This window comes from Mycobacterium sp. M23085 (genome assembly GCF_045343915.1).
Lineage (GTDB): Bacteria > Actinomycetota > Actinomycetes > Mycobacteriales > Mycobacteriaceae > Mycobacterium.
In genome coordinates this window covers 4,954,079-4,980,483 of sequence record NZ_CP174280.1, presented here as the reverse complement: position 1 = coordinate 4,980,483, position 26,405 = coordinate 4,954,079, and the positions used below count along the sequence as shown (strand labels likewise).

Sequence of the window (26,405 nt, the reverse complement as noted above, 5' to 3'; positions counted from 1 at the left end):
GGTTCGTGATCGGCCGGCCGTCAAGCTTGCCCGGAAGACAGTGGAGATTCCTGCTGCCACTGCGATCTGAGCGAGGCCATACGTTCCCAGAAGATTTCTCGACCGCTCCTGGCGTCGAGTCGACGAGCCCACAACGCGGCGAAAAGTGCGTCGTATGCCTCCATCGACGCATCGATGATCGCTTGGTCGTCGCCGCGCTGAAGCATAAGGCCCTCCGATAAGAGAGCCCATGCAACGCCGAGTTGGATCACCGAGTCCGGGGTATCGCCCTGATCTTCTTGCAGGACGTGGTGCACGCCCGCGCGAATGACAGCGGCCATATCCGCCAGGACCGGTGATTGCAGGCTGTAGGCGCGCAGAATCTTGTCGAAAGTCGTGCCGTCGTGATCATGCATCCCCAACGCTGCGCCCGGAAGTGCGAACGGTGTGGCGTCTTCGGGCCAGGGCCCGTCGGCATCGACAAAGAGGAATTGCGCCTCCGGATCCACGAAGCGTTTGATGAGCCACGGTGAGGCGACACGATCGAGGTGCACCGTCTGGCGCGTGACCCATTTCATCGACGATTACCCTCGTCGGCGAGCAATGTCGCGATCTCTTCGCGAAGAATCGCCTTATTGACTTTGTGGATATTGGTCAGCGGGAGTTCCGTTCGGATCTCAAGGCGCTCAGGCCATTTGAACTTTGCCACGCCTTGATCCGAAAGGAATTGCTTTACGGTCTCGAGCTCGATGGCCTCGGATCCCTGACGTAACACTACGAAGGCGCAGGCCCGCTCGCCTAAACGCGAGTCGGGCATCGCCACCAGTGCCGCACGCTCGATCCCCTCGTGCCGGAGTAGTAACAGCTCGACCTCTTCGGCATTGATCTTCTCGCCACCGCGATTGATCAGGTCCTTTATCCGGTCCTCGAGTCGGTAGTAAGACTTGTCGCCGTCGAGAATCTCTGTGACGATGTCGCCCGTACGGTAGAAGCCGTCGGAAGTGAAGGCTTCGGCGTTGCGTTCCGGGGCAGCGAAATAACCGCGAATGGTGTATGGACCTCTGGCGCACAGCTCCCCCGATGTTCCCGGCGGTACCTGTCGCTCACTGCCGGGTTCGAGTACCCGCACCTCGTCCCCGGGAGAGATTGGGGTTCCCTGTGTACCGTGCCGGATCTCCGCCGATGCGTCGCGTGGGGAGAACATGCACAGGCCCTCGCCCATACCGAACATCTGGACGACCTTGCACGCTCCGGTCTCGTACTCGTCGATCACTGCGCTGGGCACTGAGCGGTCGGCCCAGGCGACCGTGCGCAGCTCCGCCAGGGCCGCCCGCAGCCGTGTATCAGCCTCGATGACACGCGCGATCGGTCGCGTCATCAGCATGTGGGTGATAGCTACAGTCGACGCCAACCGCAAGAAGGCCGCGGTATCCGGCGGGCTGGTGGCAAAACACGCCCCGACTGAATGTGCCGCGTGAAGGGCACACACGATGCCGGCATTGTGGATCAACGGAAGCAGATGCACGGCAACGCTGGTCGAGTCCATGTTCATCGCGTCGCCCCACTGAGCGGCGTTGTACCAGTACTCGGTGCTCAGGCGCGGAATGAGTTTGGGCACACTCGTTGTTCCGCCGGAGAGTTGTAGCACCGCCAGACTCTCCGGGGAGAGTTGGCGTTGCACCTGCTCTATGGTGAGACGTCGCTGCTGAGCCGTAGATTCGTTGGCTTCGGCCAGCGATTCGATCGAAAGTTCGTCCGCGGCAGGTGCGGTCGTTCCGACCGTGAGCTTGATGCGCAGGCTCGGTTGTGCGTGTGCGATTTCTGTTGCGAGGCTGCGCAAATCATGACCGGCGAACCCGGGCTCGTACAGGTGCGCGGCCGGCGCACACTGCCCGGCGATCGCACTGATTTCGTGCCAACGATGCTGGGCCAGCGTCGCAACCGGAACGAGGCCGGCTTTCAGCACGCCGTACCAGCCCAGCACGGCCCAGACGTGATTGGTCGTCTGAAACAAGACACGCTCGCCGGGCTTCAGACCCGCCTGAAGCAAGCCGGTCGCAATCCGATCGGTGAGATCTCCCAGCTCGGCGTAGGTCAAGCTGACACCGGGATCGACCACAGCGAGCCGATCGGAAAAGCGTTCGACAGACTCCTGCAACTCCTGACACAGCGTCCGAGACCTCCAGAACCCGGCTGCCCGATAGCGCGCAGCCAACGAATCAGGATAGGGAGTTACCTTGTCCGCGATGTCCACGTCTTCGGTCCCGATCATCGCGAAGCCCGTTCGCTGACCCAAGTGGTTATCTTGTGTCCCGCCAACGGCATACCGTCAGGCTCACCATCCGCGAGCGGTCGACCGAAGTGGTCGGCGCGAATCGGATGATGGGTTACGTCAGCGGACGCTGCGCTCGCCATCGCCTCGCTGATGTCGCTGGGGAACACCGAGCAGTCACCGGTGAACTCGATGATGAGCACTGGCACGGATACACCCGCCAGGGAGCGGGCCACCGATGCGTTGGCCGACAGACCAGACCATGTCGACAGCCACGCCTCGGGTGTGGTCAGCCGGCCGAACCCGTTGACGCCGTAATTTGACACTGACGGCTTGGCGCTGATCACCGAACCGTAGGGCCGCTCGGATTTGTCCAGCCGCAGGTCCGTACAGCGGAGGTCCGCGTCGGTGCGGTAGGTGGTGATGACCGGGGTGAGGATGCTGCGGCGCTTATCCGCGCGAGTAGCGGTACCGGCCTTGATCTTCTTGCGGGCCGATAGCTGCTCGGCAATCAGTTCGCGCGCCCGCGCGTCGATGCGGGCAACCCGCTCTGCCTGCGCGTCCCGGTAGGCGATAACAAAAGCCTCCGAATACTGTGAGCCGCCCTCTTCAGCGGTTCCAAAGCCATTGGCAGGATCGAAGGGATCCAGGCTCGGATCGACCGAGAAAGGATCGGCTTCGTCGGTAACCGATGGGTCGATGGCCGCTTGCAGGAGTTTGCCTTGGCCCGGATGCGGAGCGATGAGCACCAGGCCGTCGGGTGCAGGCATCGGCGCATCCCCGAGCTTCGTTGGCGCGCCGCCCGGGGTACGTGAGATTCGCGAATCCGGTTGCGCTTCTGCTTGTTCGGCGTAGAACGAGTAGAGGCCGCCGCCTCCCGAATGGCCGATCAGGAAGATGCGTTCAAAGCCTTCCCGCCGCAGCCACTCCATCGCAGCGGCCACGTCGAGTAACGCGTTTTCGTGCACAAGCCGCAGATCGTTGCCGACATCACGCCCCACCTGTGCCCATACCGCGCTCCCCGATCTCAGCAACTCGGGGATCAGCGGGTGTTGACGAAGGTCTTGACGTGGATGCATCAGGCAGAACACGGTGCGTGCGCGCGCAGGCGGTTGATACAGCGTTCCACGGGTGACTTCGCCGTCGAAGGTAATCAGGGTTTCCGAACGCGCGGATACGCCATCGGGGAGGCGTGCGGGCCAAAAGTCGATCGCGAGCGCCGCACGGCCCCTGCCCGAGGGTTGATAGCCGGCCGGTGCCGGCGCATGCCCGGTGGTGGTTTGAGTCATCTGTCCCTACCTAGTGCTGCTATTACGTCGGTGTTGCCGTATTGCTCAGTGCTTCAGCTAATTTGGGAAGCAGGCGGACCGATCGGAGACCGGACCCATCGGCAGCGGCCTGAACCTGCTTCACACGCACGATCACCGCCGGGTTCGTTTCGCCGACCTTGGTGAATTCGGAACGAAAGGTGACCGATCGCTCGGAGAGCGTGTCGACCGACAATGTGGCCTGCACTCGATCATCGAGCCGCAGCGCCGACGCATATTCCATTTCGCACCGCACGGCGGGCAGACCATACCCATTGGCCAGCGCGTCAAAGGTTCCGCAGCCCACGTCGGCGAGCCAGGTGGAAACCAGCCGCTCGGCCCATAGCAGCGGGGCTCCGAAGTAGATAACCTGCGCCGCGTCGGTGTCGGCCATCACCACTCGGAATGAGCTCCGTGTCAACAGAGACGAGCTATCACGGGCCCGGTCTGACATAGACACGCGGAATTCGCTCCTCGCTGCGACGGCGGTTATCGGTGGGCCCGACAGATCAGAAGAACGGCACGTCCGGCGCCAGTCCGCAGCGGACCCGGCCGTGCAGTTCGGCATTTGTGCTGAAGACGAGGAATGAGTGCACCGTAAGCGCTTCGATGTCATCCACGATGCGGCCCATCGGATTCGACAGGGTCAGCGCGCTTGCGCCGGCGGCTTGGCGGATGACCTCGATCGCCTCACGGCTGCGGCGAAAGCACCAGGCTGCATCCGACCGGATTCGCACCCGGCTCGCCACATCGGCGAGGTTCTCAGAGACCTTCAAGGCGGTCTCGACGGCCCGCTCGGCATGGAAGCGCGCCTCGTCGATCTTCATGATCGCTTCATCCATCTGCAGATGCGTCACCACCGCGTCGGACTGCTTGGCGTAAGTCGTGTACGTGATACCACGCTTGTGAATTCGGGATGCGAACAAATCCATTGCCGCCCTCGCCATTCCGAGTGGGGCACCGGTGGCTCCGGCAGTAAAGAACGGGATATGAGGCACCTTGAAGTAGCTATCGGAGGCCAGCGATTCAGAACGGGTCTCCGCCATGGCTGCAACCGCGATGGGCTGCACCATGTGCTCAGGAACGAACAAATCCTCAACCGAGAGCGTGTTGGATCCTGATCCGCGCAGACCACTGACGTGCCAGTCGTCAGCGGCCACCATGTCGGAGCGTCGGATGATGAACGTGGCGGGCTCGGGATCTTGACCGTCGCGAACGATCATCGAGGCCATCAGGCCCCAGTCAGCGTGATGCTGGCCGCTGCAGAACCGCCACGAGGCCGTGATGCGATAGCCGCCATCGGTGGGAATGGCCTGCCCTGAGGGTGTGAAGTTCGAACACATCAATGGCGCACCATCGGCGAACACCTCGTCGAGCGCCCGGTCCGGGAAGGTGCAGCTCATATAGATGCCGCCGTTGTAGATGCTGGTGACCCACGACGTAGATGCACACCCGCGCGCCAACTCTTCGCCGATCCTGATGAAGGTCGGTAGCGACACCTGGTAGCCGCCGCGTGATCGAGGCGTCGTCAGCTTGAACATGCCGGCGTCACGAAGCGCCTCGATGACCGTATCAGCTGGCCGGGTCAGTTGCGACGCTTCGTCGGCGTGCTCGGCGAGCAGCGCGGACAACTCCGCAGCCTTGGCGATCAGCTGCTCCTCTGTATCCGGTTCCAGGGCCTCGTCAGTGGTGGTCAGTGCGGACACAGAATTCCTCCCAGGCGATGTTCTTGTGCGCGAGAATCGCTGTAATGCCAGTCACGTTAGGGGCACCCAACGCTATTGTCAAATAGTCGGCGTCACCGTAAGCTGACACCTGCCGGCTGGTGGCAACACCGAACAAGCAGCCGCGTCGCGAAACCAACCCGACATCAGGAGGCAGCGTTGTCACCGATCGGCATCGAGCGTGTCAACTACATCGCACTGAACGCTAAAAACCCGGAGACGGCCGCGGCATTCGCGGCCGAAAGGATGGGATTCTCGCTCGTCCACGCCGATCCTGACGGTACTCACTATCTCAGTGCGCACGGTGTCGATCGATACTCCCTGGTCTACAAACCCGGCGACGATCACGGTCTGCACCACGTGAGCTATCTCGTGCACGATGCCAAGACACTGGACGCAGCGGTCAGCCGCTTGGAAGCGACGGGCGCCAAGGTATCCAAACTTGAATCGGCCGGGTGGGAGGGAGCGCCCGCGGTCAGGGTTTTGACGCCGGCCGGTCACTGTCTCGAGTTGACGACAGGCGTGAGCACTGCGATTCCGGTTGCCCATCTCATCGAGGCACCTGAGACCGGCGGGCCCGAACCCGTTGTCGCGGATCATCTCGGACTTGGAGCCGCGGATTTCGAGGCCGAGGAAGCGTTCATGCTCGACACGCTCGGTCAGCTGTACTCCAGCCGCATCATGGGTCCTGGCGGAGTACAGGTGATGGGCTTCATGCGTTCCCCTGGCCGCTATCTCTATCACGATGTGGTGTTGGTGAGGACGCCGGCCACTGCGCTGCACCATTTGCAGTTCAGCATGAAGAATGTCGATTCTTTTTACGCCACCGCCGAAGCTCTGCAAGCCAACGATGTACGCATTGAATGGGGCCCGTTGCGGCACGGTCCGGGACATAACATCGCTCTTTACTTCCGCGACGCCGAGGGCTACTGGTTCGAATACTCGGTGGAAGAGGAGATCATCCTCCACGACCCGACCTACGTGCCGCGCACGTGGACGGTCGCCGATTCACACGCCGTCGATGAATGGAACACCGGCGCACCCCCGGCCGAGTTGATGGGTCCGCCCCCACCCGATGCGTTGCTGGGAGCGGATCTCAACGAGACGTTTGCAGTCACCGACAGCTGATACCGGCGCGGCGGGTCTTCGTCGTGGTCTTGATCAGAGGAGTTTTACATGAGTGCGCTCACAGTGGGTTTCATCGGCGTGGGCCGGCTGGGCTTGCCCTTGGCAAAGGGGTTGCTTGACAACGGGTTTCATGTCGTCTCCACCAAGCGCGGCCGATCCGAGGAATTGATTGCCGCCGGCGGTGCTGTTGCAGGCGACGGCTCGCCCCGCGACGTGGCCGAAGCCGCCGACGTCATCGTGACCTGCATGCCGTCCGCGGCGGCGTTTCAGGACGTCATCGACGGCCCAGACGGAATTCTTCGAGCCAGTGCAGTCCCAACCGTCATCGAGTGCAGCACCCTGCCCTTGGATGTCAAGCAAGGCGCGCGAAAGCTGTTGATCGACAGGCGTTCTCAATTTATCGATGCGCCAGTGAGCGGTACGCCACCGATGGTGGCTATGAAGATCGCGATGATCTATGCCAGCGGCGACCGCGACGCGTACCTCAGTTACGAAGCGGTACTGCAGGCCATGTGCCCCAAGGTCACCTATGTCGGGACCGAATTCAACGGTTCGAAGATCAAGTTCGTCGCCCAGTTCTTGGCGACCATCCATGTCACGGCCGCCGTCGAGGCGATGGTGTATGCCCAACGTGCCGGTCTCGATCTCAGCCAGGTCGCCGAACTCATCTCGGCGAGCCCCGGCGCCACCTCGGGGCAGTTTCAGATCCGCGCCCCAATGATCGCCGCCGGTAACTTCGACGCAACACTTGTCACCGTCGACATGACATTGAAGGATGTCGACGAGGTCATTGCGTTCGCCCGAGAAATCGGTGCTCCCACTGATTTGTCGCAGATCGTCGCAGATCGCTATCACCGGCTCAGTGATGCAGGCCACGGCAACGCTGAGCCGGCGGCGCTGTTCCGCGCTCTGTGTGACGGCGAACAATGACCGCCTCCCGACGGTTCGCCGACGATCGAGGCGAGCGAGGATGAGGCTCGTCCGCGCACACGGTGGTGCCACCGGCCTGATACTCGAGGCCGATGGGCGCCTCGAGGTACTCGACATCGCTGCAGCCGGCGAGACGCTGCGCGCTGCGAAGCCCCACATCGCCGACGGGGTTCAAGCTTTGTTTGATGACAAGCGGCAGAGCTGGCTGCCGATGATCGAGCGGTGGACCGAGGCGCGCGAGACGCTTCGGTTGCTTGCCGAGCATGCCTTTGGGTGCTGGGACAGCAGTACTCATGATCTCCCGCTGACACCCCTGAATGAGTTGGAGCTCGAACCCCCGTTGCCCGATCCGGGCTCTCGGATCTTTGCAATGGGCGGTAACTTTCCGGCCCACGCCTCGAAGATGTCCGGAGTGCTGAATCTGCCGGAGTCCGTGACGAATTCAGCTGCCCACGATGCGCCACCCTGGGGCTTCTACGTGATTCCCGGCACGGTGGTCGGACCGAACCACACGATCGTACCTCCGGCAGGAACCAAATACCTGGACTACGAAGCTGAAGTGGCCGTGGTGCTCGGCAGCGCTGCGCGCGACGAGCTATCCGCTCGTTTCTGGGGATATACAGCATGGAACGACTTCAGTATCCGCGACACAGCCCTCGGCGCTGCACAAACTGACCATGGACCCTTGACCTGGTCGTTGACTAAGAACTTCCGCACCGGGAATAGCTGCGGGCCCTGGATGGTCGTCAACTACCCCCCCGTCGACAATCTTTCGATCACCTGTCATGTCAACGACGAGTTACGACAGTCGGGCAGCACCGCGCAGATGGCCCATCCGTTTGGCCGAATCGCCAGCTATATCAGCGAATTCGTTCCGCTGAGCGCTGGCGACATGATTCTGTCCGGGACACCCGCCGGCACCGCGATCGAAGGCGGAGTTAATGGCGCATTCCTGCAGGCCGGCGATCACGTTGAGGTTCGGATCGATGGGGTCGACACGTTGCGCAACGTGATCGGCGCCGGTGACTGATGGTCTTCGCTTGATCGGAAGCCTCTTCCCATCACCTGCACAAATCTTCTGACGGAGGCATAGAGACACCATGCTCGTAAAGATCATCGGCGGTGGGCCCGCCGGCGCATTAACCGCCAGATTAGCAGCCTCGCGTCACGCCGACTGGACGATCGAGGTTTTCGAAACGCTGCCGCCCGATGATACTTTCGGATTCGGCGTCGGTCTGACCAGGGCTCTGTTGCACGCCGTGCAAGTAGCCGATCCGGTGGTCTTTGATCGCTTGATGGCGGCTACCTTCCCCTTCTCTTCCGCCAGCTTCCGCCTTCCCCAGGGCACAACGCAATTCGGGCAATTCCATAGCGGTGCCATCAGGCGTTCGGAACTGCTCCGGATACTGCTCGAAAGTGCCGCAGAGGCCGGCGCCGACGTCAACATCGGCAAGAGCGTCCATGTCGACGATCTAACGGAAGAAGCCGACATCGTCGTCGGAGCCGACGGGCTATCGAGCTCAACCCGCGCACGATTCGCGCCGCAGCTGGGCGTCCACCAGTCCAACGGCCGCGGAGCCTTCATCTGGTGCGCCGCTGACATCGAGTTGGACGGCACAGTCTTTCATCCGGTGCAGACGTCTGCTGGGACTTTTGTGGCGCATGCCTACCCCTATGCCCCCGGCCTTTCGACGTTCGTCATCGAAGCCAGCGTTGACACGCTGGAGCGCGCCGGGTTCGTCAACCGCACGTGGGAATCGGAATCCTCTTCCGATGAGGAGGCTTTGAACTACCTGTCCGAGGCCTTCGGCGCGTTGCTCAAGGGCGGCCACTTCTTCGGCAACCGCTCACGTTGGACGCACTTCACCACGTTGGCATGTGACCGTTGGTCCTACCGCAATGTCGTGCTGTTGGGTGACGCGGTGGCGACCGTGCACCCGTCGCTGGGCTCGGGCACCAAGGTGGCCCTCGAAAGTGCCATCGCCCTTGTCGACTACCTGGACACCGTTGAGGGCCAGCCCGTCTCTGATGCCCTGGCCGGGTTCAGTCGCAGTCGGCGGCCCAGTGTCGCGCGCCTGCAAGAGCGAGCGGCACGCAGCCAACTCTGGTGGGAGTCCTTTTCCCAGCGGCTGCACCTTTCGCCATCGCGCGTGGCAGTGGCCTATCTCAGTCGCGCCGGCGTGGTGTCGCTGGACAGCCTGGCTAAGACAGAGCCGGCGTTGGCGGCCAACGCAATTGCGGACTTCGCGGACGTTCCTGTCGACGATGTACCCGATTCCAACTTGACAGACTGGGTTTTGAATCTCCCGCTGCATACCGAGGCGATCAAGCTTGACGACCGCAGATTGCCGCCGCCGTCCGGACACGACGCTGCTTCGGGCGTCGCGACGATCGAGGTCAACTCCGGGGATGCCTGGGGGCCGCACGGCGAAGACTATCTAGATCTGGCACGCGAATACTTGCAGTCCGGCGCCACCGTTATCGCGTTACACGGCGGCGATACCCGCTCCGATGTGATGGATCGGTTAGCTGTCGCCGAGCGCATCCGCATCGAAACGGGCAGCGTCGTCGCCGTCCGAGCTCGACGAGACCACCAAGACATCGTCGCCGACGGCATTGTCGCTGGGCGAACAGACCTCATTCAACTCGAAGGAGCAAGGAGCCGTCCCGTGTCGAAATTCAACAGCAATTCTCTGCTGCCCGAAGGATCGGTGCTGGCGATGCTCAAGGCGGCGGTCAACGCGGCGCGCGAGCTCGAGGCGCCGTCGGGTGTGGCCATCGTGGACGCTACGGGTCTGTTGCGAGCCTGGGTGCTGATGGACGGCGCCACCCCGCTCGCCGTAGAAGTCGTGCCGAAAAAAGCACGCACTGCCGCGTTCAGCGGCCTACCCACCGGTGATGTGCCGGCCGAAATCTCAGCCCAGCTCGCCACGGCGTCGCAAACATTCGTCGCGTTGCCTGGCGGGTTGCCGATCGTCATCGACGGCGCCATCGTCGGTGGGATCGCCGCCGGAGGTGAGTCGGCGGAAAACGATGTCGCGATCGCTCAGGCCGGGCTCGACGTCCTGGCAACGCTTTAACCGGGTCGATCTAGCTCGGGCTCATCGCAAGGCATCGGGTACGTTTTCCTCGGCGACGCATGGGCTGGGCCGCTCGTAAAGTTTCAGCGATGCGGGGAACACGCGCCTGAGCGGTTGCCGCCCTCAGCCGACAACCGCGGCCGTTTCTGCCCGTGGGGTACTGACGATCGCGGATTCCCATCACCAGACCGGCGAAACCACTTGCTATTACACGTCGCCGACACACCGCCGCTCCCCGGCACCCTTCGAAGGTACCCCGGCTGCGGTCAACTCCCAATGCCGACGTCGCACCGACAACAGCTGAGGCTGGCCCGTCATCAACACCCCTGACTACGAAGTGTTGCAATCACCCCATGAGTCCAAGCCGCCGCCGATCGTAGTGTTCACCGACCCTGACCGGTAGCCATGACTGGCCACGTCATCCACCAGGCGGTGACGCGTCGATGCGGGGGTTGGCCTTATCTGTAGCGACGGCCATCAAAGGCCGGTCAAACGGCGCTAGTTGGGGCCGGATCGATATTCTTGTTGTATCGCAGCATGTTCTGCGGATCCCATTTGATCTTCGCATCGACTAGGCGGCGATATTTCTCGGGTGATCCCCACGCACCTTTGCGCCACGCGGAGCCCAGGTCGGTTGTGAGATTGATGTAGCAGTTATCCCTGAACTCAGGCCGCAGTTCAGCATCGAGGGCGTCAGCCCACGCCATGAACGTGGCGTCGTCGGACGGGTCATCCCATTGCGTCGCCACTTCCCAGAACCAGGTGGCGCCCTCTCGGGAGAAAGCGCAGGAATCTTCCTCGAAGTCGTCGCTGATCGCACCGCCGAGTGCCCAAAGGTTCTGCACGGTGCTGGGCGTCGGAGGTGCCGTGGGAGCAGGGGCGATCCCCGCGTGCTTGATGGTCGCGTCGATCGCACTGTCGGACAGCTCGCTCAGGTACCCGCCCTTGGTGTACACACGTCGCCCGTATGGCGCGATAACGTCGAGCATCGAATTGGCTGCGGGCCACGGAACCGGTTGCACAGCAACGGTAGCCGGCCTACCCAAACTTGCCAGTTGTGCCATCACCCGATCGGAGTCGCTTTGTGGACCGGTGAACACCACGACGAACATCAGAACGTCAGTGCCGTGTGCTTCGACCGGCACCGGCGGCAGGGGGGGACACTGGGTGAGGGCAGCAATCAGCGCCAATTCCCTTGGTGCCGTGGGCATATACTCGCGGAGAGACTGGAGGACCTCGGATGCCTGATCCAGCGAGAACGGGATCATGCCGGCTGACACCATCTGCGGTATGGGATGGGCCTGGAACTCGAAGTTGACCACCACGCCGAAGTTGCCGCCTCCACCGCGAACCGCCCAGAACAAGTCTGGGTTCTCGTCGGCGCTCGCACGTACTAGGCGCCCGTCGGTCGTGACGATGTCGCATGCGAGAAGGCTGTCTACCGTCGCGCCGCGGGCGCGCATGTTGTAGCCCACGCCTCCGCCGATTGTGAGCCCGGCGACCCCGGTGGTGCTCACCGTCCCGGCGGGCACCACTAGACCATATTCGGCGAGCGCTCCATCCATCTCGCCCAGTAGCACACCGGCGCCGAGTCGCACCCGACGCGAGTCGGGTTCGACGGAGATCTGCTTGAACTCACTGAGGTCAACTACCAGTGCATCGTCGGGCATCGCGCTTCCGTCCACCCCGTGCCCGCCGGCCCGGATCGCAAGACCGCGGCCCTGCTCGGCAGCGAATCGCACGGCGGCGATGACGTCGTCGGCGTCCAAAGCACGTGCGATAGCCAATGGCTGTTGATCGCTCATCCGCGTGTTGTAAATGGCGCGCGATCGCACGAACATTTCGTCGCCGGGCGTATATACCGGTCCCCGAAAGTTGGAAAGGCCTTTCAACACAGGCACCGACATGTCACTCCTCCGAAATGTAATCGCGGTTGATTGCCAAAGAGCTGCCGAGGTGCAAGTTGTTCTCTCGTCAGATCGATTTCTCGCCGGTCGTCACTCCGGCTGGATATGCAGCTGGTCGCTGTCGAACTGGGTCACCTTGCCGTTGCTCAGTGCGCCGATCGCGCTGAACCAGACTGCGCGTCGCGCACGCGCTTTCTTTCGGTCGATGATCAACGAGCCTTCACTGCTGATCTCGACGTAGTGGCCGATCACCCGCGCATGGTCGGCGACGGCGCTGCCCTCGTCGATGACGGGCTTGAATTCGGGCACGTTGAGCACATACAGGCGGATCACCGAATGAGCTCCGCAGCCGGCGAGATATCCTCGCTGTGTTTCAGGATAAGTTCGGCTTTGCGCGCCCACAGCGCCGCCAGCGAAGGCTTTTCCGACGACGCCACCACATCGAGCAAAGCTCGCACGGTCAATTCGGCATCATCATCGTCGGCAACGGTGGTCGCCCTCGTGGGATAGGTGAATTCGACGAGATACCCGTTGGGGTCATGGGTGTAGATCGACTCGATCGTCTCGTGCTTGACCCGCATTTCGACACGCCAGTCGTTGGACTGCATACGGCGTTGGTATTCCTCGAGGACGTCAACCGAATCCACATGGATCGCCAAGTGACGGGAATCTCGGAAGAACCCAGGAATTTCCGGGCCGTGGGTGGCGTACGCGTCGCCGTCGGGACTGAACCGCTCCACCCCGAAGTAATAGAAGAACGCGATTCGATCGCCTTTGCCGATGTCGAAGAAGAAGTGTACGAAATCCGGGTGGTCCGCCGGACCCCAGCCCACTGCGCAGACCGAGTGCACGATCGGAAAACCCAAGATGTCGTGGTAGAAGCGGACGGTGCCTGCGGGGTCGAACGTCGGGAATGCCGCATGGTCAACGCCGCGCGCCAAGTGCTCAAGCCCCGTGGGCGTGCTGTCAGCCACGTGTTCCACCTTCCTCGATCCAGGTGCTGCTGTCGTCCAGCCTAGGCGGCACTGGACCGCTCGTCAACACCATCGTCAACTATTGGTCTTATCCGTAAAACCCGGTGTGCGCTTATCCGTCGACGATGACCGCTTTGGTGGGGCACAGCTTTTGTGCGAATTCGACTTCTCCTCGCATGCTCTCGGGGGGGCTTTCCAGTACGACGTGTGCGATTTCGTCGGAGTCCGCCATGTCGAAGACCTGCGGTGCTGCGCTTACGCACTGCCCGTGGCCTTCACAGAGTCCGGTCTCGATCCTCACCTTCATGGTCACGACTTGAACACCGCGGGAAGCGATGGGATCGCCGCGGTTTCGGTCCCGCGGAACTCGTAAACCGCAGCCGCGGGATCGACCAGGGCGATATCGGGGGCCCGCGTCAGAAGCTCTTCGAGCGCCACCTTCATCTGCATGCGGGCAATGGGCGCTCCGGGGCAGGCGTGGATGCCGAAGCCGAAAGTCAGGTGCCTGTTACGTCGAGACTGCTTGCGGTCCAGGGAAAAAGCATCGGGGTCGTCGTAGACCTTCGGATCACGGTTGGCCGCAGCCCAGCACAACAGCACCGACTCGTTCTCGGCAATGTCGGCGTCACCAATGGTCGCCGGCTTGACCGCACGGCGGAATAACCCGAAGAAGGGGGGGTGGAGACGCAGTGTCTCTTCGATGGCTACGGGAATCAGGTCGTGGTCGGCAGAGAGCCGAGCTTTCACTTCGGGTGCCGATAGAACGTCGCACAGCAGACTTGACAGAGCCGCCACGGTGGTGCCGTGACCGGCCACCAGGAAACTACTCATGGTCATGGCGATCTGCTCGACACTGAGCAACTCGCCATCAATCTCGGCGGTAGACAACTCGGTGAGGAAGTCGTCGCGCGGCTGGTCGCGTCGCGCGAGGACCTCTTCGACACCCAATTGAGCCAGGGCCATGAAAGTGGCCCCCGCAAGCTCTTGGTCGCCCAGGCTGCCCACCATCTCTAGTGCCTTTGCGCGAACGGCATCCCGCTTCTCGGCGTCGAAGCCGAGAAAGTGACACAGCGCCAACAAGGGCAACTCCTCGGCGAAATCCGCGACGAGATCGAAGGAGCCACTCTCGCGCAGCCGGTCGATCAGTGTGATGACATCGGCCCGGACAAGAGGTTCGATCTGGGCGGCGGTCTCGTTGTTCAATATCCGGCTGAACAGCTCGCGCCATGAGGTGTGTTCGGGCGGATCCTGCTCGAGCGGTGGAAAGGCGGGGCGTTCGGCGAACGGGCGCGTCACGCTCGGTGACGATGCGTAGGTCTTCCAGTCACCCTGGACAGCCTTGACGTCGTCGTAGTTCAGCAGGAGCCGGAAGCCACCTTGCTTGTCACTGCGACCGACAGGGCAGGTTTCCCTGGCTTCCGCAAACAGTTCATAAGCGAGTTCAGGGGTGGTCTCGTCTGAGGAGAAATTGCGGAGTTTCTCGATGAGGTCTTCGTGGGACGCGGACAACGGGGATGGCCTTTCACTCGAATTACTGGGGCGCTGGGTTCAGATATCGATAGTCAGTTTTGTTCCGAGGCAGCGTGATACGCAGATCATCATCGACTCGTTCGACGCGCGGTCCTGAGGGCTGAGAAACGAGTCCCGATGGTCTGGGAGGCCTTCGAGAACGTCTACCTCGCAGGTGCCGCAGGTGCCTTCCATGCATGAGCTGAGCAGCTCGAGTCCTGCTTCTTGGGCGACTTCGAGAATGGATTTACCGGGAGGCACGGTAAGGGTGAGATCCGAAGTACTGCAATAGACTTCGAATGCCGACTCGGGCTCGAGTATCGTGTTCTGCTTGGGGGCGAAGCGTTCGACATGTAGTGTCACGTCGTCTCGGGTCTGGCAAATTTGCTCCGTGGCTTCGATCATCGGCTCCGGGCCGCAGCAGTACACCGCCGTCCCCGGCTCTAGATCAGCACATATAGCTTGGAGGTCAAGCAGTCCCTCTTCGTCTTCAGGGCGGCTCACGACTCTGTTTCCGTAAGTGGAGAGCTCGGCGAGAAAGGGCATCGCTGCGCGTGTCCGCCCGCCATAGTGCAACTGCCAGTGCGCGCCCCGGCGCGCAAGCTCGGCCATCATGGGTAGCAGCGGCGTGATGCCTATGCCGCCGGCGAGAAAGACATACCGTGGAGCGTCGCTGACGAGCGGAAAGCCATTCCGCGGGCCGCGGACAGTCAGCACCGACCCCTCAGTCACTTGGTCGTGCAGTCGAATGGATCCCCCTCGGCCGTCGGGCACTCGACGCACCGCAATCTGCCATCGGCGAACGTCGTCGGGGTCTCCGCACAGTGAGTACTGGCGAACGGTTGCCTCGTCGATGATCACGTCGACATGTGATCCCGGGGTCCAGATTGGCAGCGGCCCGCTGTCTTCGGCTCGTAAGGTGAGCTTGATGACGTCGGCAGCGGCGTGCTCGACGCTCTCGACGGTCATTTCTGCAACGGCCTCGCCCCCGGGTGGCGCGGCCGCACCCGTGGGGGTCCGTGAGGTGTGGGTCACAGTCATTGAAGCGATAGTAAACTATTCGACGTTGCCGTAGCAATGCATTCGGGCTGTGCGGGCCTCGAACAGCGACGGGGCCGCCAGGAGGTGGCCGTGGGTCGCTCGAGTGATCGGTGCCGATACCGGTCAGTCTCCGCGCTACCGCGCACGAACTTTGATCGTTCTACGAGTATGATTATTTTTCGACAAAAAAGTCAGGGCCGAGGCACACTGTAAACCCGCGGCCGGCGTCACCAACGGCCAATTGCGCGTGACAACAGACAAGAGGTGCTGATTGTTCGAGCCTGAGAACCGTACTGCGACGAACGCTGTGAACGCGGGCCGGATCCTGCATCGCACATCGTGCACGCGCCCACCGGGCCCCGGCCGGCCCCGATCCACCCGCGGCGTCGGCTGCCGGGCGCATCGCCTGACACGTCCGCATGAACTTGCCCTACTTGCCCGCCAGGAGCGCCCGTGACAACTGCTCAAGTTGATGACCACACGACATCAACAACCGAACCCCTTCAGCGGATCGCCGACCACGTGCGGTGGCTGGCAACTGCGATCGTCCATCACGCGAACCACGTCCGGCCAAACCCCAGCGGGCTGAAAGTCGGCGGGCACCAAAGTTCATCCGCGTCGATGGTCGAGATAATGACCGCGCTCTACTTCGAGGAACTCCGAGAAGGTGACCGGGTCTCGGTCAAGCCGCACGCGTCGCCGGTCCTGCACGCGATCAACTACCTGCTTGGTTGGCTCGATGAGAAGTACCTGACCACGCTGCGTGATTTCGGTGGGCTGCAAAGCTATCCCAGCCGGTCGAAGGATCCTGATCCCGTCGACTATTCGACGGGATCAGTCGGCATCGGCGCCACCGCGCCCATCTGGGGGGCCTTCGCGCGCCGGTACGTCGACGCGAACTTCGGCAGCACCGGCACCGGCCGTCAGTATTCTCTCGTCGGAGACGCCGAATTGGACGAGGGTGCGGTCTGGGAAGCGATTCTGGATCCATCTGTTCAAGAGCTGGGCGAAATCGTCTGGATCGTCGACATGAATCGTCAATCGCTGGACCGCGTCGTTCCCAACATAGCCGCCGGCAGACTGGCGACGATGTTCGACGCCGCCGGCTGGCAGGTCATCAATGTCAAATTCGGTGCGCTGCTAGAAGAACTGTTCACCCGCCCGGGCGGTGCGGAGCTGAGAACCCGCATCATCGAGATGGCCAACCCCGAATACCAGCGCCTGCTGCGCTGTCCGGCTGACGAGTTGCGCGCCCGACTGCCGGGTGACGGCCCCGGCTCGGCGGCGATCGCGCAACTTATCGGCGCACTCGACGACGAGACCGTCGTCGCGGCCATCAGCAACCTCGGTGGGCACGACCTCACCGCCCTGCGCAATGCGTTCGCACAGATCGACGACACTCGCCCCACGATCATCATCGCCTACACGATCAAGGGGTTCGGCCTTCCCACGCAAGGACATCCGCAGAATCACTCGTCGCTACTGAGCGTGGAGCAGTTCGAGCAACTCGCGGCAGCCACCGGCCAGGATGCTGCTCACCCATGGTCAAAGTTTGCGTCCGGCACTCCAGAGGGCCAGATCTGCGAGGCCGCCGCTCGGCGGTTACGCCGCTCGATCGGCAAGCGCAATTCGCCGCCGGCACTGCCCGTAGAGATCGGACGTACTCCGCTAGCCGTCACCACCACCCAGGCGGCCCTTGGGCGTACTCTGCTCGACTTGACCCGCGAGGCCCCCGAGGCCGCCCGCCGGGTCGTCACCGTCAGCCCCGACGTCAGCTCGAGCACCAATCTGGCCGGCTGGTTGAACAAAGTCGGCGTGTGGTCGGCGGCCGAGCGGCTCGATTGGTTCGCCGACGACGCGGAAACCATCATGCATTGGCGCGAAAGACCAACCGGCCAACACATGGAGCTCGGCATCGCTGAGACGAATCTCGTCGGACTCATCGGCGAACTCGGCGCCACCTGGAGCCGTTGGGGAGAGCCGCTATTGCCAATCGGTGTCTTGTACGACCCGTTCGTGGAGCGCGCGCTCGAGCCATGGTCCTACGGCATTTACGCCGGTGGGCAATCTATTCTCGTCGGCACACCCTCCGGTGTGACCTTGGCCGCCGAAGGTGGCGCGCACCAGTCGATCAAGACACCATCGATCGGTTTGGAGCAACCGGGCTGCCAGAGCTACGAGCCGGCTTTCGCCATCGAGGTCGAGTGGATGTTGTTGCACGCCCTGTCTCGATTGGGGCACCCCGACGGCGAATCCGCCTACTTGCGCCTCTCGACGCGTCCGGTCAAGCAGGAGCTCGCCGATTTACCAACCGACCCGGCCGCGCGGGAACGTCGCCGCCAGCATGTCCTGGCCGGCGCGTACACCATTCGAGCCTGCTCCAACCCTCAGGCGACGATCGTGTCAATGGGTGCCGTCGTGACCGAAGCCCTTGACGCCGCAGCCCGATTGGAGCAACTCGGGGTGCATTGCGAGGTCATCGTCGTCACGTGCCCAAGTCGGCTCTTCGAGGCCGTTCAGGCCCGACGAGGTCTTGCCGATGCGCCCTCGTGGATCGTCGACCAGGTGTTCCCCGCGCAACGCGCTGCGCCTATGGTGACCGTTCTGGATGGACACCCCCACACGTTGGCATTTTTATCGACGATCAACCGGGTGCCGACAAAATCCTTGGGAGTCAGCACGTTTGGACAGGTCGGGTCTCTGGACGCCGTGTATCGCTACCACGGCATCGATACCGACAGCATCGTCCGGGCAGCTCTGGACCTTCAGGACTGACCCGAACCAACCTGCGCATTCTCCCGACCACACCCCACAGAAGGAACGATGACCGAGAATCTCAAGGGTCCGCTCGCCGGGATACGCGTCCTCGAACTCGGCAATTTCATCGCTGCTCCCACGGCCGGCCGGATCCTCGCCGATTTCGGCGCCGACGTCATTAAAGTCGAGCGGCCTAGAGTCGGAGACGAACTGCGTCGGTGGCGGCTGCACGCAGGTTCGACGTCACTGCTGTTTCGCACCCTCGGCCGCAACAAGCGCAGCATCACCCTGGATGTCGGGACGCCGCAAGGCAAGCAGGTCGCGCTGCGGCTGATCGAGAAATCCGATGTGATCCTCGAGAATTTCCGACCGGGCACGCTCGAGAAATGGGGCCTTGGACCCAGCGAGATCAAACAAAGGAATCCCCAAGCCGTCCTCGTCCGCATCTCGGGCTATGGGCAAACCGGACCGTACCGCGACAGGCCTGGATTCGGTGGCGTCGCTGAAGCCATCGGCGGCCTGCGCCATGTCGTCGGTTACCCCGATCGCCCACCGGTGCGGGTAGGCGTCAGCCTTGCCGACACCGTCTCCGGCCTCTACGCGGTGATCGGCGCGTTGATGGGCTTACTGCAACGAGGCCGCGAGCCCAGCGGCGAAGTTGTCGATGTTGCGCTCTATGAAGCCGTGTTTTCGCTGATGGAGTCGCTGGTGCCCGACCACGACGCCTTCGGTATCCGCCGCGCGCCAGAAGGAGCCGGACTACCCGGCATCTCTCCGTCGAACACCTTCGCCTGTGCCGATGGCAAATACGTGGTCATCAGCGGTAACGGCGACGCCATCTTCAAGCGGTTGATGAACACAATCGGACGCCCCGACCTCGCGCAGAACCCAGAGCTTTCCGACAACGCCGGGCGGGTGGCCCACAATCAGGAATTGGAGGACGCGATCGCAGGCTGGGCGGCGACCCTGCCGTCCGACCAGATCCTCGCCGAACTCGAAAGAGCCGCAGTACCTTCCGGTCCGATATATCAAGCCAGCGACATCCTTGCCGACCCGCACTTCGCTGACCGAGGGATGCTGGAAACACACTGCGTCGATATCGGGCATGATCGCCCGCAGCCGGTCGTGTTCCCAGGCATCGTGCCGGCGCTGCAGAACCGCCCCGGCACCACGCGATGGCTTGGACCGGAACTGGGAGCGCACACCAGCGAAGTTCTCCGCGAACTGGGCTTCGACAGTGAAGCCGAAAACGAACTGCGCGAACAAGGAGTGATATAGCGATGCCTGCAGACGACACAGTGGTGGTCACCGAGGTCTCGCTCCGGGACGGTCTGCAGATCGAGCCCGTGATCGTCCCCACCGACAAGAAGGTGGCCTTCGCTCATCGACTCGTCGATGCCGGCTTCACCCAGCTCGAAGTCGGTGCCTTCGTCAATGCGGCCAAGGTACCGGCCATGGCCGACTCCGCGGAGGTGGTGCACCAGCTCGGCGACCTTCCGGTGACCCTGCATGCGCTGGTGTTCAACCTGAAAGGCGCCCAGCGTGCCATCGCCAGCGGATGCCGCAACGTGCGATTCGTCGTGTCGGCCAGCGACGGGCACAGCCATGCCAACGCGGGCGTCTCGACCTCTGATGCACTCGGCCGCGTCGACGAAGCCGCAGAACTGTTGCGCGACAACGATGTACACCTCGAAGCCACCATCGCCACCGCTTTTGTCTGTCCCTTCGACGGCGACACCCCGGTCCAACGGGTGTTGCGGGTCGCTGAGCGACTTATGCGTACCGGCATCGATGTCTTGCATCTCGCCGACACGATTGGCGCGGCGTCACCCGGCGATATCAGACGCACAATCAGTGCCGTCAGCGCTGAGTACACCGATGTGCCACTGGGACTGCACCTGCACAACACCTATGGCATGGCGGCCGCCAATGTCTGGGAGGGGTTGCAACTTGGAATCCGAAGGTTCGACGCCGCGCTCGGGGGTCTTGGCGGCTGTCCCTTCGCACCAGGAGCCGCCGGCAACATCGGCGCCGATGATTTGGTGCACTTCCTGCATCGCGAAGGGTTCGTTACCGGCGTTCAGCCAGATCGCCTGGCAGACGCGCGCGAGGAACTGACCCAATTGGTTGGGCACCAACTCGATTCGTCCCTCGCGCGTGCCAACAAGCCACCGGCCATGCTGCGGATCGCCTGACGGCTAGCGACGTGTAGGCCGGCCAGTGTCCGACGGTGTAGGCGCGGAACCAGCGGACGCCGGGCCCCACAGCGCCAGCGGTGCACGCCACACCGAGCTCCTGACTGATGCGATCTTGGGTGCGCCGCGGGAGTTCACCAGCTACGAGATCGCCGCCGCAGCGGACGTTCCGGTGTACCGAGCCCGGCGTTTCTGGCGCGCGCTCGGGTTGGCCAACCCCGAGGAGGGTGCCGCAGAATTCACCTCTGCCGACGGTGATGCGCTACGGCGCCTCCTCCTTCTCATTTCCGACGGCATCGTTGACGAGAGCCACGCACTGCACATAACTCGATCACTGGGTGGGTCAACGGCACGGGTAGCGCGGGCATTCGTCGAGGCGATGCTCGATCCGCTCCCGCCCGACGCGGATGGGGCTGAACGCACATTCGCCGTCGGCACTGAGGAACTCATCCGTGCGCTGAGCGACATGGAGAGCCTTCTGGTCTACAGCTGGCGACGACAGGTCACCGCCGCGCTGCCGGTGCTTCAACGGCGCGGTCCACGCAGCAGCATTGCCGTCGGATTTGCAGACCTCGTTTCCTTCACGCATCTCAGTCGCCAACTCTCAGATCGCGAACTCTCCAGTCTCGTCGCTCGATTCGAGGAGCGCGCAGGCAACCTCATCACCGCCTACGGCGGACGGATAGTGAAGTCGATCGGTGACGAAATCTTTTTTGCCGCCGACTCCCCTTCCGTCGCAGCTACCATCGCGCACCGGATAGCCGAGAACGTCAAGCGGCGCCGTGTCCCCGGAATACGGATTGGAGTCGAATACGGGCCAGTCATCACCCACGGCGGGGATCTATTCGGTGACACAGTGAATCTTGCGAGTCGACTCACCGCAATGGCCGCCCCCAACCAGATCGTGGTCGGACCGTCGATGATGGCCGCCTTGGCGACGGTGGCGGGCTTCGAGATCCATCCGCTCCCAGTCACCGACGTGAAGGGTTTCGGCAGCGTGACGCCCGGGGTTCTGAAGGCGTGCGGCCGCTAACCGGCCCGGACTCGACCGCTCTGACGTAGGGCGAGGCGCCCGCGGTCACGCGCCGGCGGTCGCCAGCTCCCCGTGGTCAATCGAACCACCCAGCGCGGCTTTGAGTAGTCCCAATTTCGATCTGACATGCACCTCGTCTTCGGCGCGACCGACAACGAACGACAACGCCCACACGAAGGTCAGAGCCAACCCGAGTGTGACCAACCAAGCCAGATGGGTCACCCATAGTGGTGCGCTGCGGTTGAGTGCCGTCCACACTGGCCATGCGGCCGCGCCGTTACCGATTCCGTCGGCCATCGGTATGAAGGCGATGACGAGCGCCAACCTCCAACCCGGCAGGTGTGGCCGCAATCGATAGATCAGAGTGCCCGCGGTGAGTGGCATGAGGGGATTCACGCACACCCACCACAACGGGAGCCCCCAGAAGTTCAGCGGTTGCGGACCGTAGTACTCGTAGGCCCCCATCAGGACTCCCGGACTTTCCAGCCAGATGTTGATGAACACATCGATCAGGTAGATGGCGAATACCATCCGGCGGGTGATTCCCACGTTGAAGATTCGATAGGCGAGGTAGGCCAGTCCCCCGACGTACCAGATGTAGACGAAGTTGATGAACAACGGGAAGTCTCTGCCCATCGAGTAAAACGTCGTCGTAGCTGCTCCCTGCCGGATATAGCAGAGACCGAGGGTGTCGACGATCGGCTCGAACAGGCACGCAATCCCGCCGCCGATCAGGCAGTACGTCAACAGCGGACCGCGCCCGTTCAGCAGGTGTTTGACGGCGAAGAAACAGCCGATCAGAACGGGCACTCCCAGGAAGATCGTGAACAACACCTCGGGCATGAACGGCATTGGAGTCTGAGGGTGCGCGGGAACGGCGCGCGCGGCCACGATCTCGTAATGCGAGGTCATTGTCGTCTCATCACCCGTCTGTGCGTGGATGCTCAATCAGGAATCGTGCGGCCCTTGGTGGGCTGTTCGAGGTTTTAATCCCCGCTCTGGGTCAGCTTAGCTTTGTGCTGAACATATTTTCAAGGATGAACTGCAATTCATTCTGCGGCCGCCCCCGAGTGGGTATCCCTACCCACAAGGGCGCCCAACGCGTCGGACTCTCCTCCGCGGCATCATCCAGAATTCCGCCCAGCTGCACAGTGTCATCTTCAGACCTCGCGCAGCAACGGCGGCGGAGCAAGTGGCGCAGGGTGATTCGCCGCTGCGCTCGGTGAATTTCCGTGACATCGCCGGGACCCGTTCCAGATAGCCGACCATCAGCAGACCAGTGCGACGGGAGGCCGTCCTCCCGTACGGCGGCTCAACGGATACCCGACGATGGGGCCCCGGATCGTCCAGACAAGCTCGACGAGATTCGAGCGAAATTACTCGGCTAGTGCACGTTGCCCAAGAGTCGACGCACCCTGCTCATTGCGCAGACAACCGGTGAAAGCCACTGCGGTGAAAGATGATCGGTTGCACGTCAGAGTAAAGAGTCACGCCCAGAACCGAAAGCACCACCATGGTGTGGTCGCCGACGCCGACGAGCTCGTGGATCGCCGTCTCCAGCCAGGCACTGGTCCCTTCGAGGAACACCGCACCCGTCTCGGCGGTCACCGTGGTCAGCTTGACGAACCGGTCGCCGCTCTTGGCCGCCAGCAACCGTGCAGCGTCCTCGTGGCCTTCTGCGAGTAGGCTCAGGCCGAGCCGCGGCCGGGCGACCAGCTTCGGCCAGGTGGTCGACGTGTTCTGCACGAAGAACGCCACCAGCGGTGGATCCAGGGATACCGGCACGAATGTGCTCGCGGCAAACCCCACCGGCTGATCGTCGACGGTCGCTGCCACGGCGACCACCCCCGAAGGAAAGTGGCCATACGCAGCGCGGAGCAAGAGTTGGTCGATTCCTACACCAGCTGGATCCACCGCGTCACCCCTCTAACCAATTCAACGGATACGCCAATTATTCAACGCTACCGTATCCGCGTGATTTCGGGCGCGGAGCGCGAGGGCCGGCCCGTCATGTCTCGGTCCGTGGCTCTACGATTGCCGCCACGCGGGTGTGCCGCCCGCGCAGCACCACCTCCGCGAACTGATACAGCAAGGCTCCGGTCGCGGCGTGGATGATGACGCCGAGCAGCGGGAACTCGATCAACAGCAGCCCAGACTGGGGATCTCGTGGAAATCGCGGCGTCACCAGTAGATCGGCTAGCGGCACGAAGTACGCGCGAGCGACCTCGCCAGGATTCGGACGAATCGTCGGGTCAGATTCTGCCCAGCACACGATCGTGCTGATGAGATGATCGGAGCGCGTCACATAGTCATCAATGCGCCCCAACACATCCTGGCGCCCCAACACGATCCCCGTTTCTTCCTCGAGTTCGCGTAGACCGGTGGCGATGACGTCCTCGCCAGGTTCAGACCGCCCGCCCGGCAATGCGTATTGGCCGGGAGCATGACGCAGTCCCGACGCCCGTTCGATGATCCAGATTCCGAATTCCTCGCCCCGACGGTGAACGACAATCACCACGGTTGCTCGTCGCAGCCCATCGCCGTCGAACGCCCAATGCGAGAAGCGTTGCAGCGCAGAGGCGATGGCTTCGCGGGTCAGGATCGAACGCTCTGGTCGAACCTGCCGGCCTGCGCCGTCGACATCGATGTCGGTTGGTGAGTCCGTCACGGCGCAGTCGACGACGGACCGTACTCCCTCGCGGCCACGTCGTCGATCGTTGCCGGCGGTCGGCCCAGGAGCTGGGTAAGCACGAACGGGTTGCCGCGAAACCCATGGCGGTCGTAGTGGGCGTAGGTGGAGATCATGTCAGCGGCCGCTACCGGGTCTTCAACCGCTCGGGGCGGCAGAGGGCCTTTGGCAACTGGAACCGTGCAGGCATGCAGGTCCCTGCCGCGCGCCCGGCCGAGCGCGCGGGCCGCCTCGCGCATCGTCGTAGCGGGACCGGCTAACTCGTAGCCCGCGTAGTCATGAGCACCGGGCTCGAGCAAGGTTCGCAAGGCAACTTCAGCCCAGTCATCGAGATCGATGACTGACACCTTGGCGTCGATGTCGAACGGGACCCACACGGCGCTGTCCTGAATCGGGCCGAACATCGCCAATACCACCTGCGCGTACATCGACGGTTGCAGGATGGTCCATTTCAGCGAGGGACTCGCGCGCAACACGCATTCGACACTGGCTTTGCGCTGATGGTTGCGTAGGAAGGGCGTATTCGAGTGCAGCACGGAGTGATAGACGAAACGTTCCACGCCGACGGCTTCGGCCGCCCGAATGGCGTTGATGAGGTATTCATCCTCGCGCGGATGCAAGGCGGGTGGGATTGCATATACCACAGAGGTATTCGTCAACGCCGGAGCCAAGCTCGCGGGCTCGCCCAGGTCCGCGACGACAGGTCTGGGCGCTCCTGCCTTCATCAACCGGGCGGCGCCCACGTCGCTATGGCTGACCACGCGATAGTCGGCGCGGGCAGCGTTGAGGGCGCGGACCAGACGTAGACCGGCCGTGCCGGCCGCACCGATGAGAACGATCTCACTCACCGCACTCCATTCTCCGCTTCGCTGACCGAATGGCCGTGCAGGCAGATCTACGGGCGGCGTGTGCGCTCGCGTCCGAGTCCCTCACCGTCCACCAGGTCAGTCATTTCGAGCATCCGTCGCCGGCCCTGAAGGATAGCGGCGCCTGTCAGCATCGTCAACGAATTGGTCAAGAATTAGTCCCCAGCGTAAGCTGCTGATCAACTTGCTGGGTTCCGCATTCGGTAGACCCAGCGCGACAAGAGCGGGGAGATGGTGACACCCTCCGACGGCGCCAGGCCTGCTCGCCTCAAGCGGCAACGCTCAGAAGAGACCTCATCGAGTCTGCGTCGAGACCTCGTCGAGCACCGGATGTATGCCACCGCAACCGAATTATTCGCGCAGCGCGGTTTTGCCGGCACCAGCTTGCAGGACATCGCCGACGCAATGGGCATCACCCGGCCTGCGCTCTACTACTACGTCAAGAGCAAGGACGACTTACTCGCTCGACTCATCGCCGAGATCACCGCGGGCAACACCGCACAGATTCGCGAGGTCGCAGAAAATGCGGCCTTGGACCCGGTCGCGAAGCTCTCGCAGATCGCCGAAATCATGGCGCTCAACCGAGCACGGCAACCGTCGCGGTTCGTCCTGCTGGCGCGCTCTGAAGCGGCGCTTCCGACCGATCTGGCCACGATCCACGAAACGACTAAGCGCGCGATGCTGCGCACACTCATCGGTGTGATCCGTGATGGCGTCGACACCGGCCACTTCCGCCACGTGGAGCCGCGGATGGCGGCATTGCAGATCATCGGCATGTGTAACTGGGTCGCGTGGTGGTTCCACAAAGATGACGCGACCACTGCCGAGATTGTCGCCGCCGATATCGCCGATCTGGCGGTCGCAAGCCTGGTTCGGTCGGGCGAACCGGCAGCGGTCGCCAGCGGTCCCCGCGCGGCGGTGGACCTGTTGCGCCGGGACCTGGACTATCTCGAACGCCTCATCGCTGAATCCGAACAGCCCGAGCCGATTTAGTCTTCGGTCGCCTCGAGGCGT

Annotated in this window: 24 protein-coding genes; 9 read left to right on the top strand and 15 right to left on the bottom strand. The window is 62.8% G+C overall.

The window, feature by feature from the left end; all coding sequences use genetic code 11:
* Window positions 1-20: 20 nt before the first annotated feature.
* The 5 genes from ACIUM1_RS23335 to ACIUM1_RS23315 form a co-directional block, all read right to left on the bottom strand.
* A complete protein-coding gene (locus tag ACIUM1_RS23335) occupies window positions 21-557 on the bottom strand; it encodes a chromate resistance protein ChrB domain-containing protein (RefSeq protein ID WP_406814879.1) in 537 nt (178 codons plus the stop codon).
* Entirely contained in the window at window positions 554-2,251 is a 1,698-nt protein-coding gene (locus ACIUM1_RS23330; protein WP_406814878.1) for an AMP-binding protein, read from the bottom strand. Before ACIUM1_RS23330 ends, ACIUM1_RS23335 begins: the two co-directional genes overlap by 4 nt.
* Window positions 2,248-3,540: an alpha/beta hydrolase gene (locus tag ACIUM1_RS23325; protein ID WP_406814877.1), complete on the bottom strand. Its 1,293-nt coding sequence runs from the start codon at window positions 3,538-3,540 to the stop codon at window positions 2,248-2,250. The genes ACIUM1_RS23330 and ACIUM1_RS23325 overlap by 4 nt, the downstream gene beginning before the upstream one ends.
* Before the next feature lie 22 nt (window positions 3,541-3,562).
* The gene (locus tag ACIUM1_RS23320) at window positions 3,563-3,952 is read right to left on the bottom strand and encodes an acyl-CoA thioesterase (RefSeq protein WP_406817830.1); all 390 of its coding nucleotides are present in this window, start codon (window positions 3,950-3,952) and stop codon (window positions 3,563-3,565) included.
* A 115-nt stretch (window positions 3,953-4,067) separates the two neighbouring features.
* Window positions 4,068-5,264: an acyl-CoA dehydrogenase family protein gene (locus ACIUM1_RS23315; protein WP_406814876.1), complete on the bottom strand. Its 1,197-nt coding sequence runs from the start codon at window positions 5,262-5,264 to the stop codon at window positions 4,068-4,070.
* 177 nt (window positions 5,265-5,441) lie between these two features.
* On the opposite strand from ACIUM1_RS23315, the gene ACIUM1_RS23310 reads away from it, so the two are divergent.
* The 4 genes from ACIUM1_RS23310 (at window position 5,442) to ACIUM1_RS23295 (ending at window position 10,420) form a co-directional block, all read left to right on the top strand.
* Entirely contained in the window at window positions 5,442-6,410 is a 969-nt protein-coding gene (locus tag ACIUM1_RS23310) for a VOC family protein (RefSeq protein WP_014711189.1), read from the top strand.
* Window positions 6,411-6,458: 48 nt separating this feature from the next.
* Window positions 6,459-7,340: an NAD(P)-dependent oxidoreductase gene (locus ACIUM1_RS23305; RefSeq protein WP_406814875.1), complete on the top strand. Its 882-nt coding sequence runs from the start codon at window positions 6,459-6,461 to the stop codon at window positions 7,338-7,340.
* A 40-nt stretch (window positions 7,341-7,380) separates the two neighbouring features.
* Complete coding sequence (locus tag ACIUM1_RS23300) at window positions 7,381-8,370, top strand: fumarylacetoacetate hydrolase family protein (protein WP_406814874.1); 990 nt, start codon at window positions 7,381-7,383, stop codon at window positions 8,368-8,370.
* 70 nt (window positions 8,371-8,440) lie between these two features.
* Window positions 8,441-10,420 (top strand): heme-binding protein, encoded by a 1,980-nt coding sequence (locus tag ACIUM1_RS23295; protein WP_406814873.1) that lies wholly within the window; start codon window positions 8,441-8,443, stop codon window positions 10,418-10,420.
* Window positions 10,421-10,908: 488 nt separating this feature from the next.
* Here the strand turns inward: ACIUM1_RS23295 and ACIUM1_RS23290 are convergent, their stop codons facing one another.
* The 6 genes from ACIUM1_RS23290 to ACIUM1_RS23265 all read right to left on the bottom strand — a co-directional run bounded on the left by ACIUM1_RS23290 (window position 10,909) and on the right by ACIUM1_RS23265 (window position 15,779).
* Window positions 10,909-12,327 (bottom strand): FAD-binding oxidoreductase, encoded by a 1,419-nt coding sequence (locus tag ACIUM1_RS23290; protein ID WP_406814872.1) that lies wholly within the window; start codon window positions 12,325-12,327, stop codon window positions 10,909-10,911.
* A gap of 90 nt (window positions 12,328-12,417) precedes the next feature.
* Window positions 12,418-12,660 (bottom strand): hypothetical protein, encoded by a 243-nt coding sequence (locus ACIUM1_RS23285; RefSeq protein ID WP_014711184.1) that lies wholly within the window; start codon window positions 12,658-12,660, stop codon window positions 12,418-12,420.
* Window positions 12,657-13,310 carry a VOC family protein gene (locus ACIUM1_RS23280; protein ID WP_043954233.1) on the bottom strand — a complete coding sequence of 218 codons (654 nt, stop codon included), beginning with the start codon at window positions 13,308-13,310 and terminating at the stop codon, window positions 12,657-12,659. The genes ACIUM1_RS23285 and ACIUM1_RS23280 overlap by 4 nt, the downstream gene beginning before the upstream one ends.
* Before the next feature lie 103 nt (window positions 13,311-13,413).
* Window positions 13,414-13,608, bottom strand: a complete 195-nt coding sequence (locus tag ACIUM1_RS23275) for a ferredoxin (protein ID WP_083862977.1) — start codon at window positions 13,606-13,608, stop codon at window positions 13,414-13,416.
* A gap of 2 nt (window positions 13,609-13,610) precedes the next feature.
* The gene (locus ACIUM1_RS23270; RefSeq protein WP_406814871.1) at window positions 13,611-14,810 is read right to left on the bottom strand and encodes a cytochrome P450; all 1,200 of its coding nucleotides are present in this window, start codon (window positions 14,808-14,810) and stop codon (window positions 13,611-13,613) included.
* A gap of 39 nt (window positions 14,811-14,849) precedes the next feature.
* Window positions 14,850-15,779 carry a PDR/VanB family oxidoreductase gene (locus tag ACIUM1_RS23265; RefSeq protein WP_406814870.1) on the bottom strand — a complete coding sequence of 310 codons (930 nt, stop codon included), beginning with the start codon at window positions 15,777-15,779 and terminating at the stop codon, window positions 14,850-14,852.
* Between the two features lie 693 nt (window positions 15,780-16,472).
* Here ACIUM1_RS23265 and ACIUM1_RS23260 point away from each other — a divergent pair.
* Genes ACIUM1_RS23260 through ACIUM1_RS23245 form a run of 4 tightly spaced genes read left to right on the top strand, consistent with a single transcriptional unit; the run spans window position 16,473 to window position 21,836 of the window.
* Window positions 16,473-18,626, top strand: coding sequence for a transketolase-like TK C-terminal-containing protein (locus ACIUM1_RS23260; protein WP_406814869.1), 2,154 nt, complete (start codon window positions 16,473-16,475; stop codon window positions 18,624-18,626).
* Between the two features lie 48 nt (window positions 18,627-18,674).
* Window positions 18,675-19,886, top strand: coding sequence for a CaiB/BaiF CoA transferase family protein (locus ACIUM1_RS23255; protein ID WP_406814868.1), 1,212 nt, complete (start codon window positions 18,675-18,677; stop codon window positions 19,884-19,886).
* Window positions 19,887-19,906: 20 nt separating this feature from the next.
* Window positions 19,907-20,803, top strand: a complete 897-nt coding sequence (locus tag ACIUM1_RS23250; RefSeq protein WP_406814867.1) for a hydroxymethylglutaryl-CoA lyase — start codon at window positions 19,907-19,909, stop codon at window positions 20,801-20,803.
* Window positions 20,804-20,828: 25 nt separating this feature from the next.
* Entirely contained in the window at window positions 20,829-21,836 is a 1,008-nt protein-coding gene (locus tag ACIUM1_RS23245; RefSeq protein ID WP_406814866.1) for an adenylate/guanylate cyclase domain-containing protein, read from the top strand.
* Between the two features lie 45 nt (window positions 21,837-21,881).
* Here ACIUM1_RS23245 and ACIUM1_RS23240 read toward each other — a convergent pair whose 3' ends face one another.
* From ACIUM1_RS23240 to ACIUM1_RS23225, 4 genes are all read right to left on the bottom strand, one after another.
* Entirely contained in the window at window positions 21,882-22,748 is an 867-nt protein-coding gene (locus tag ACIUM1_RS23240) for a hypothetical protein (RefSeq protein ID WP_014940975.1), read from the bottom strand.
* A 507-nt stretch (window positions 22,749-23,255) separates the two neighbouring features.
* Window positions 23,256-23,729, bottom strand: coding sequence for a flavin reductase family protein (locus ACIUM1_RS23235; RefSeq protein ID WP_406817829.1), 474 nt, complete (start codon window positions 23,727-23,729; stop codon window positions 23,256-23,258).
* A 115-nt stretch (window positions 23,730-23,844) separates the two neighbouring features.
* Window positions 23,845-24,504 (bottom strand): NUDIX hydrolase, encoded by a 660-nt coding sequence (locus ACIUM1_RS23230; RefSeq protein ID WP_406814865.1) that lies wholly within the window; start codon window positions 24,502-24,504, stop codon window positions 23,845-23,847.
* Window positions 24,501-25,373: an SDR family oxidoreductase gene (locus ACIUM1_RS23225; protein WP_406814864.1), complete on the bottom strand. Its 873-nt coding sequence runs from the start codon at window positions 25,371-25,373 to the stop codon at window positions 24,501-24,503. The genes ACIUM1_RS23230 and ACIUM1_RS23225 overlap by 4 nt, the downstream gene beginning before the upstream one ends.
* A gap of 249 nt (window positions 25,374-25,622) precedes the next feature.
* On the opposite strand from ACIUM1_RS23225, the gene ACIUM1_RS23220 reads away from it, so the two are divergent.
* A complete protein-coding gene (locus ACIUM1_RS23220; RefSeq protein WP_406814863.1) occupies window positions 25,623-26,384 on the top strand; it encodes a TetR/AcrR family transcriptional regulator in 762 nt (253 codons plus the stop codon).
* Window positions 26,385-26,405 lie beyond the last annotated feature (21 nt).

Excerpts from the sequence above, each read along its gene's own strand:
- ACIUM1_RS23320 (WP_406817830.1), bottom strand. The coding sequence starts at position 3,952 with ATGGCCGACACCGACGCGGCGCAGGTTATCTACTTCGGAGCCCCGCTG.
- ACIUM1_RS23330 (WP_406814878.1), bottom strand. The coding sequence starts at position 2,251 with ATGATCGGGACCGAAGACGTGGACATCGCGGACAAGGTAACTCCCTAT.
- ACIUM1_RS23335 (WP_406814879.1), bottom strand. The coding sequence starts at position 557 with ATGAAATGGGTCACGCGCCAGACGGTGCACCTCGATCGTGTCGCCTCA.
- ACIUM1_RS23300 (WP_406814874.1), top strand. The coding sequence starts at position 7,381 with ATGAGGCTCGTCCGCGCACACGGTGGTGCCACCGGCCTGATACTCGAG.
- ACIUM1_RS23265 (WP_406814870.1), bottom strand. The coding sequence starts at position 15,779 with ATGACCGTCGAGAGCGTCGAGCACGCCGCTGCCGACGTCATCAAGCTC.
- ACIUM1_RS23260 (WP_406814869.1), top strand. The coding sequence starts at position 16,473 with ATGGTCGAGATAATGACCGCGCTCTACTTCGAGGAACTCCGAGAAGGT.
- ACIUM1_RS23325 (WP_406814877.1), bottom strand. The coding sequence starts at position 3,540 with ATGACTCAAACCACCACCGGGCATGCGCCGGCACCGGCCGGCTATCAA.
- ACIUM1_RS23305 (WP_406814875.1), top strand. The coding sequence starts at position 6,459 with ATGAGTGCGCTCACAGTGGGTTTCATCGGCGTGGGCCGGCTGGGCTTG.
- ACIUM1_RS23290 (WP_406814872.1), bottom strand. The coding sequence starts at position 12,327 with ATGTCGGTGCCTGTGTTGAAAGGCCTTTCCAACTTTCGGGGACCGGTA.
- ACIUM1_RS23295 (WP_406814873.1), top strand. The coding sequence starts at position 8,441 with ATGCTCGTAAAGATCATCGGCGGTGGGCCCGCCGGCGCATTAACCGCC.
- ACIUM1_RS23220 (WP_406814863.1), top strand. The coding sequence starts at position 25,623 with ATGGTGACACCCTCCGACGGCGCCAGGCCTGCTCGCCTCAAGCGGCAA.
- ACIUM1_RS23240 (WP_014940975.1), bottom strand. The coding sequence starts at position 22,748 with ATGACCTCGCATTACGAGATCGTGGCCGCGCGCGCCGTTCCCGCGCAC.
- ACIUM1_RS23255 (WP_406814868.1), top strand. The coding sequence starts at position 18,675 with ATGACCGAGAATCTCAAGGGTCCGCTCGCCGGGATACGCGTCCTCGAA.
- ACIUM1_RS23275 (WP_083862977.1), bottom strand. The coding sequence starts at position 13,608 with ATGAAGGTGAGGATCGAGACCGGACTCTGTGAAGGCCACGGGCAGTGC.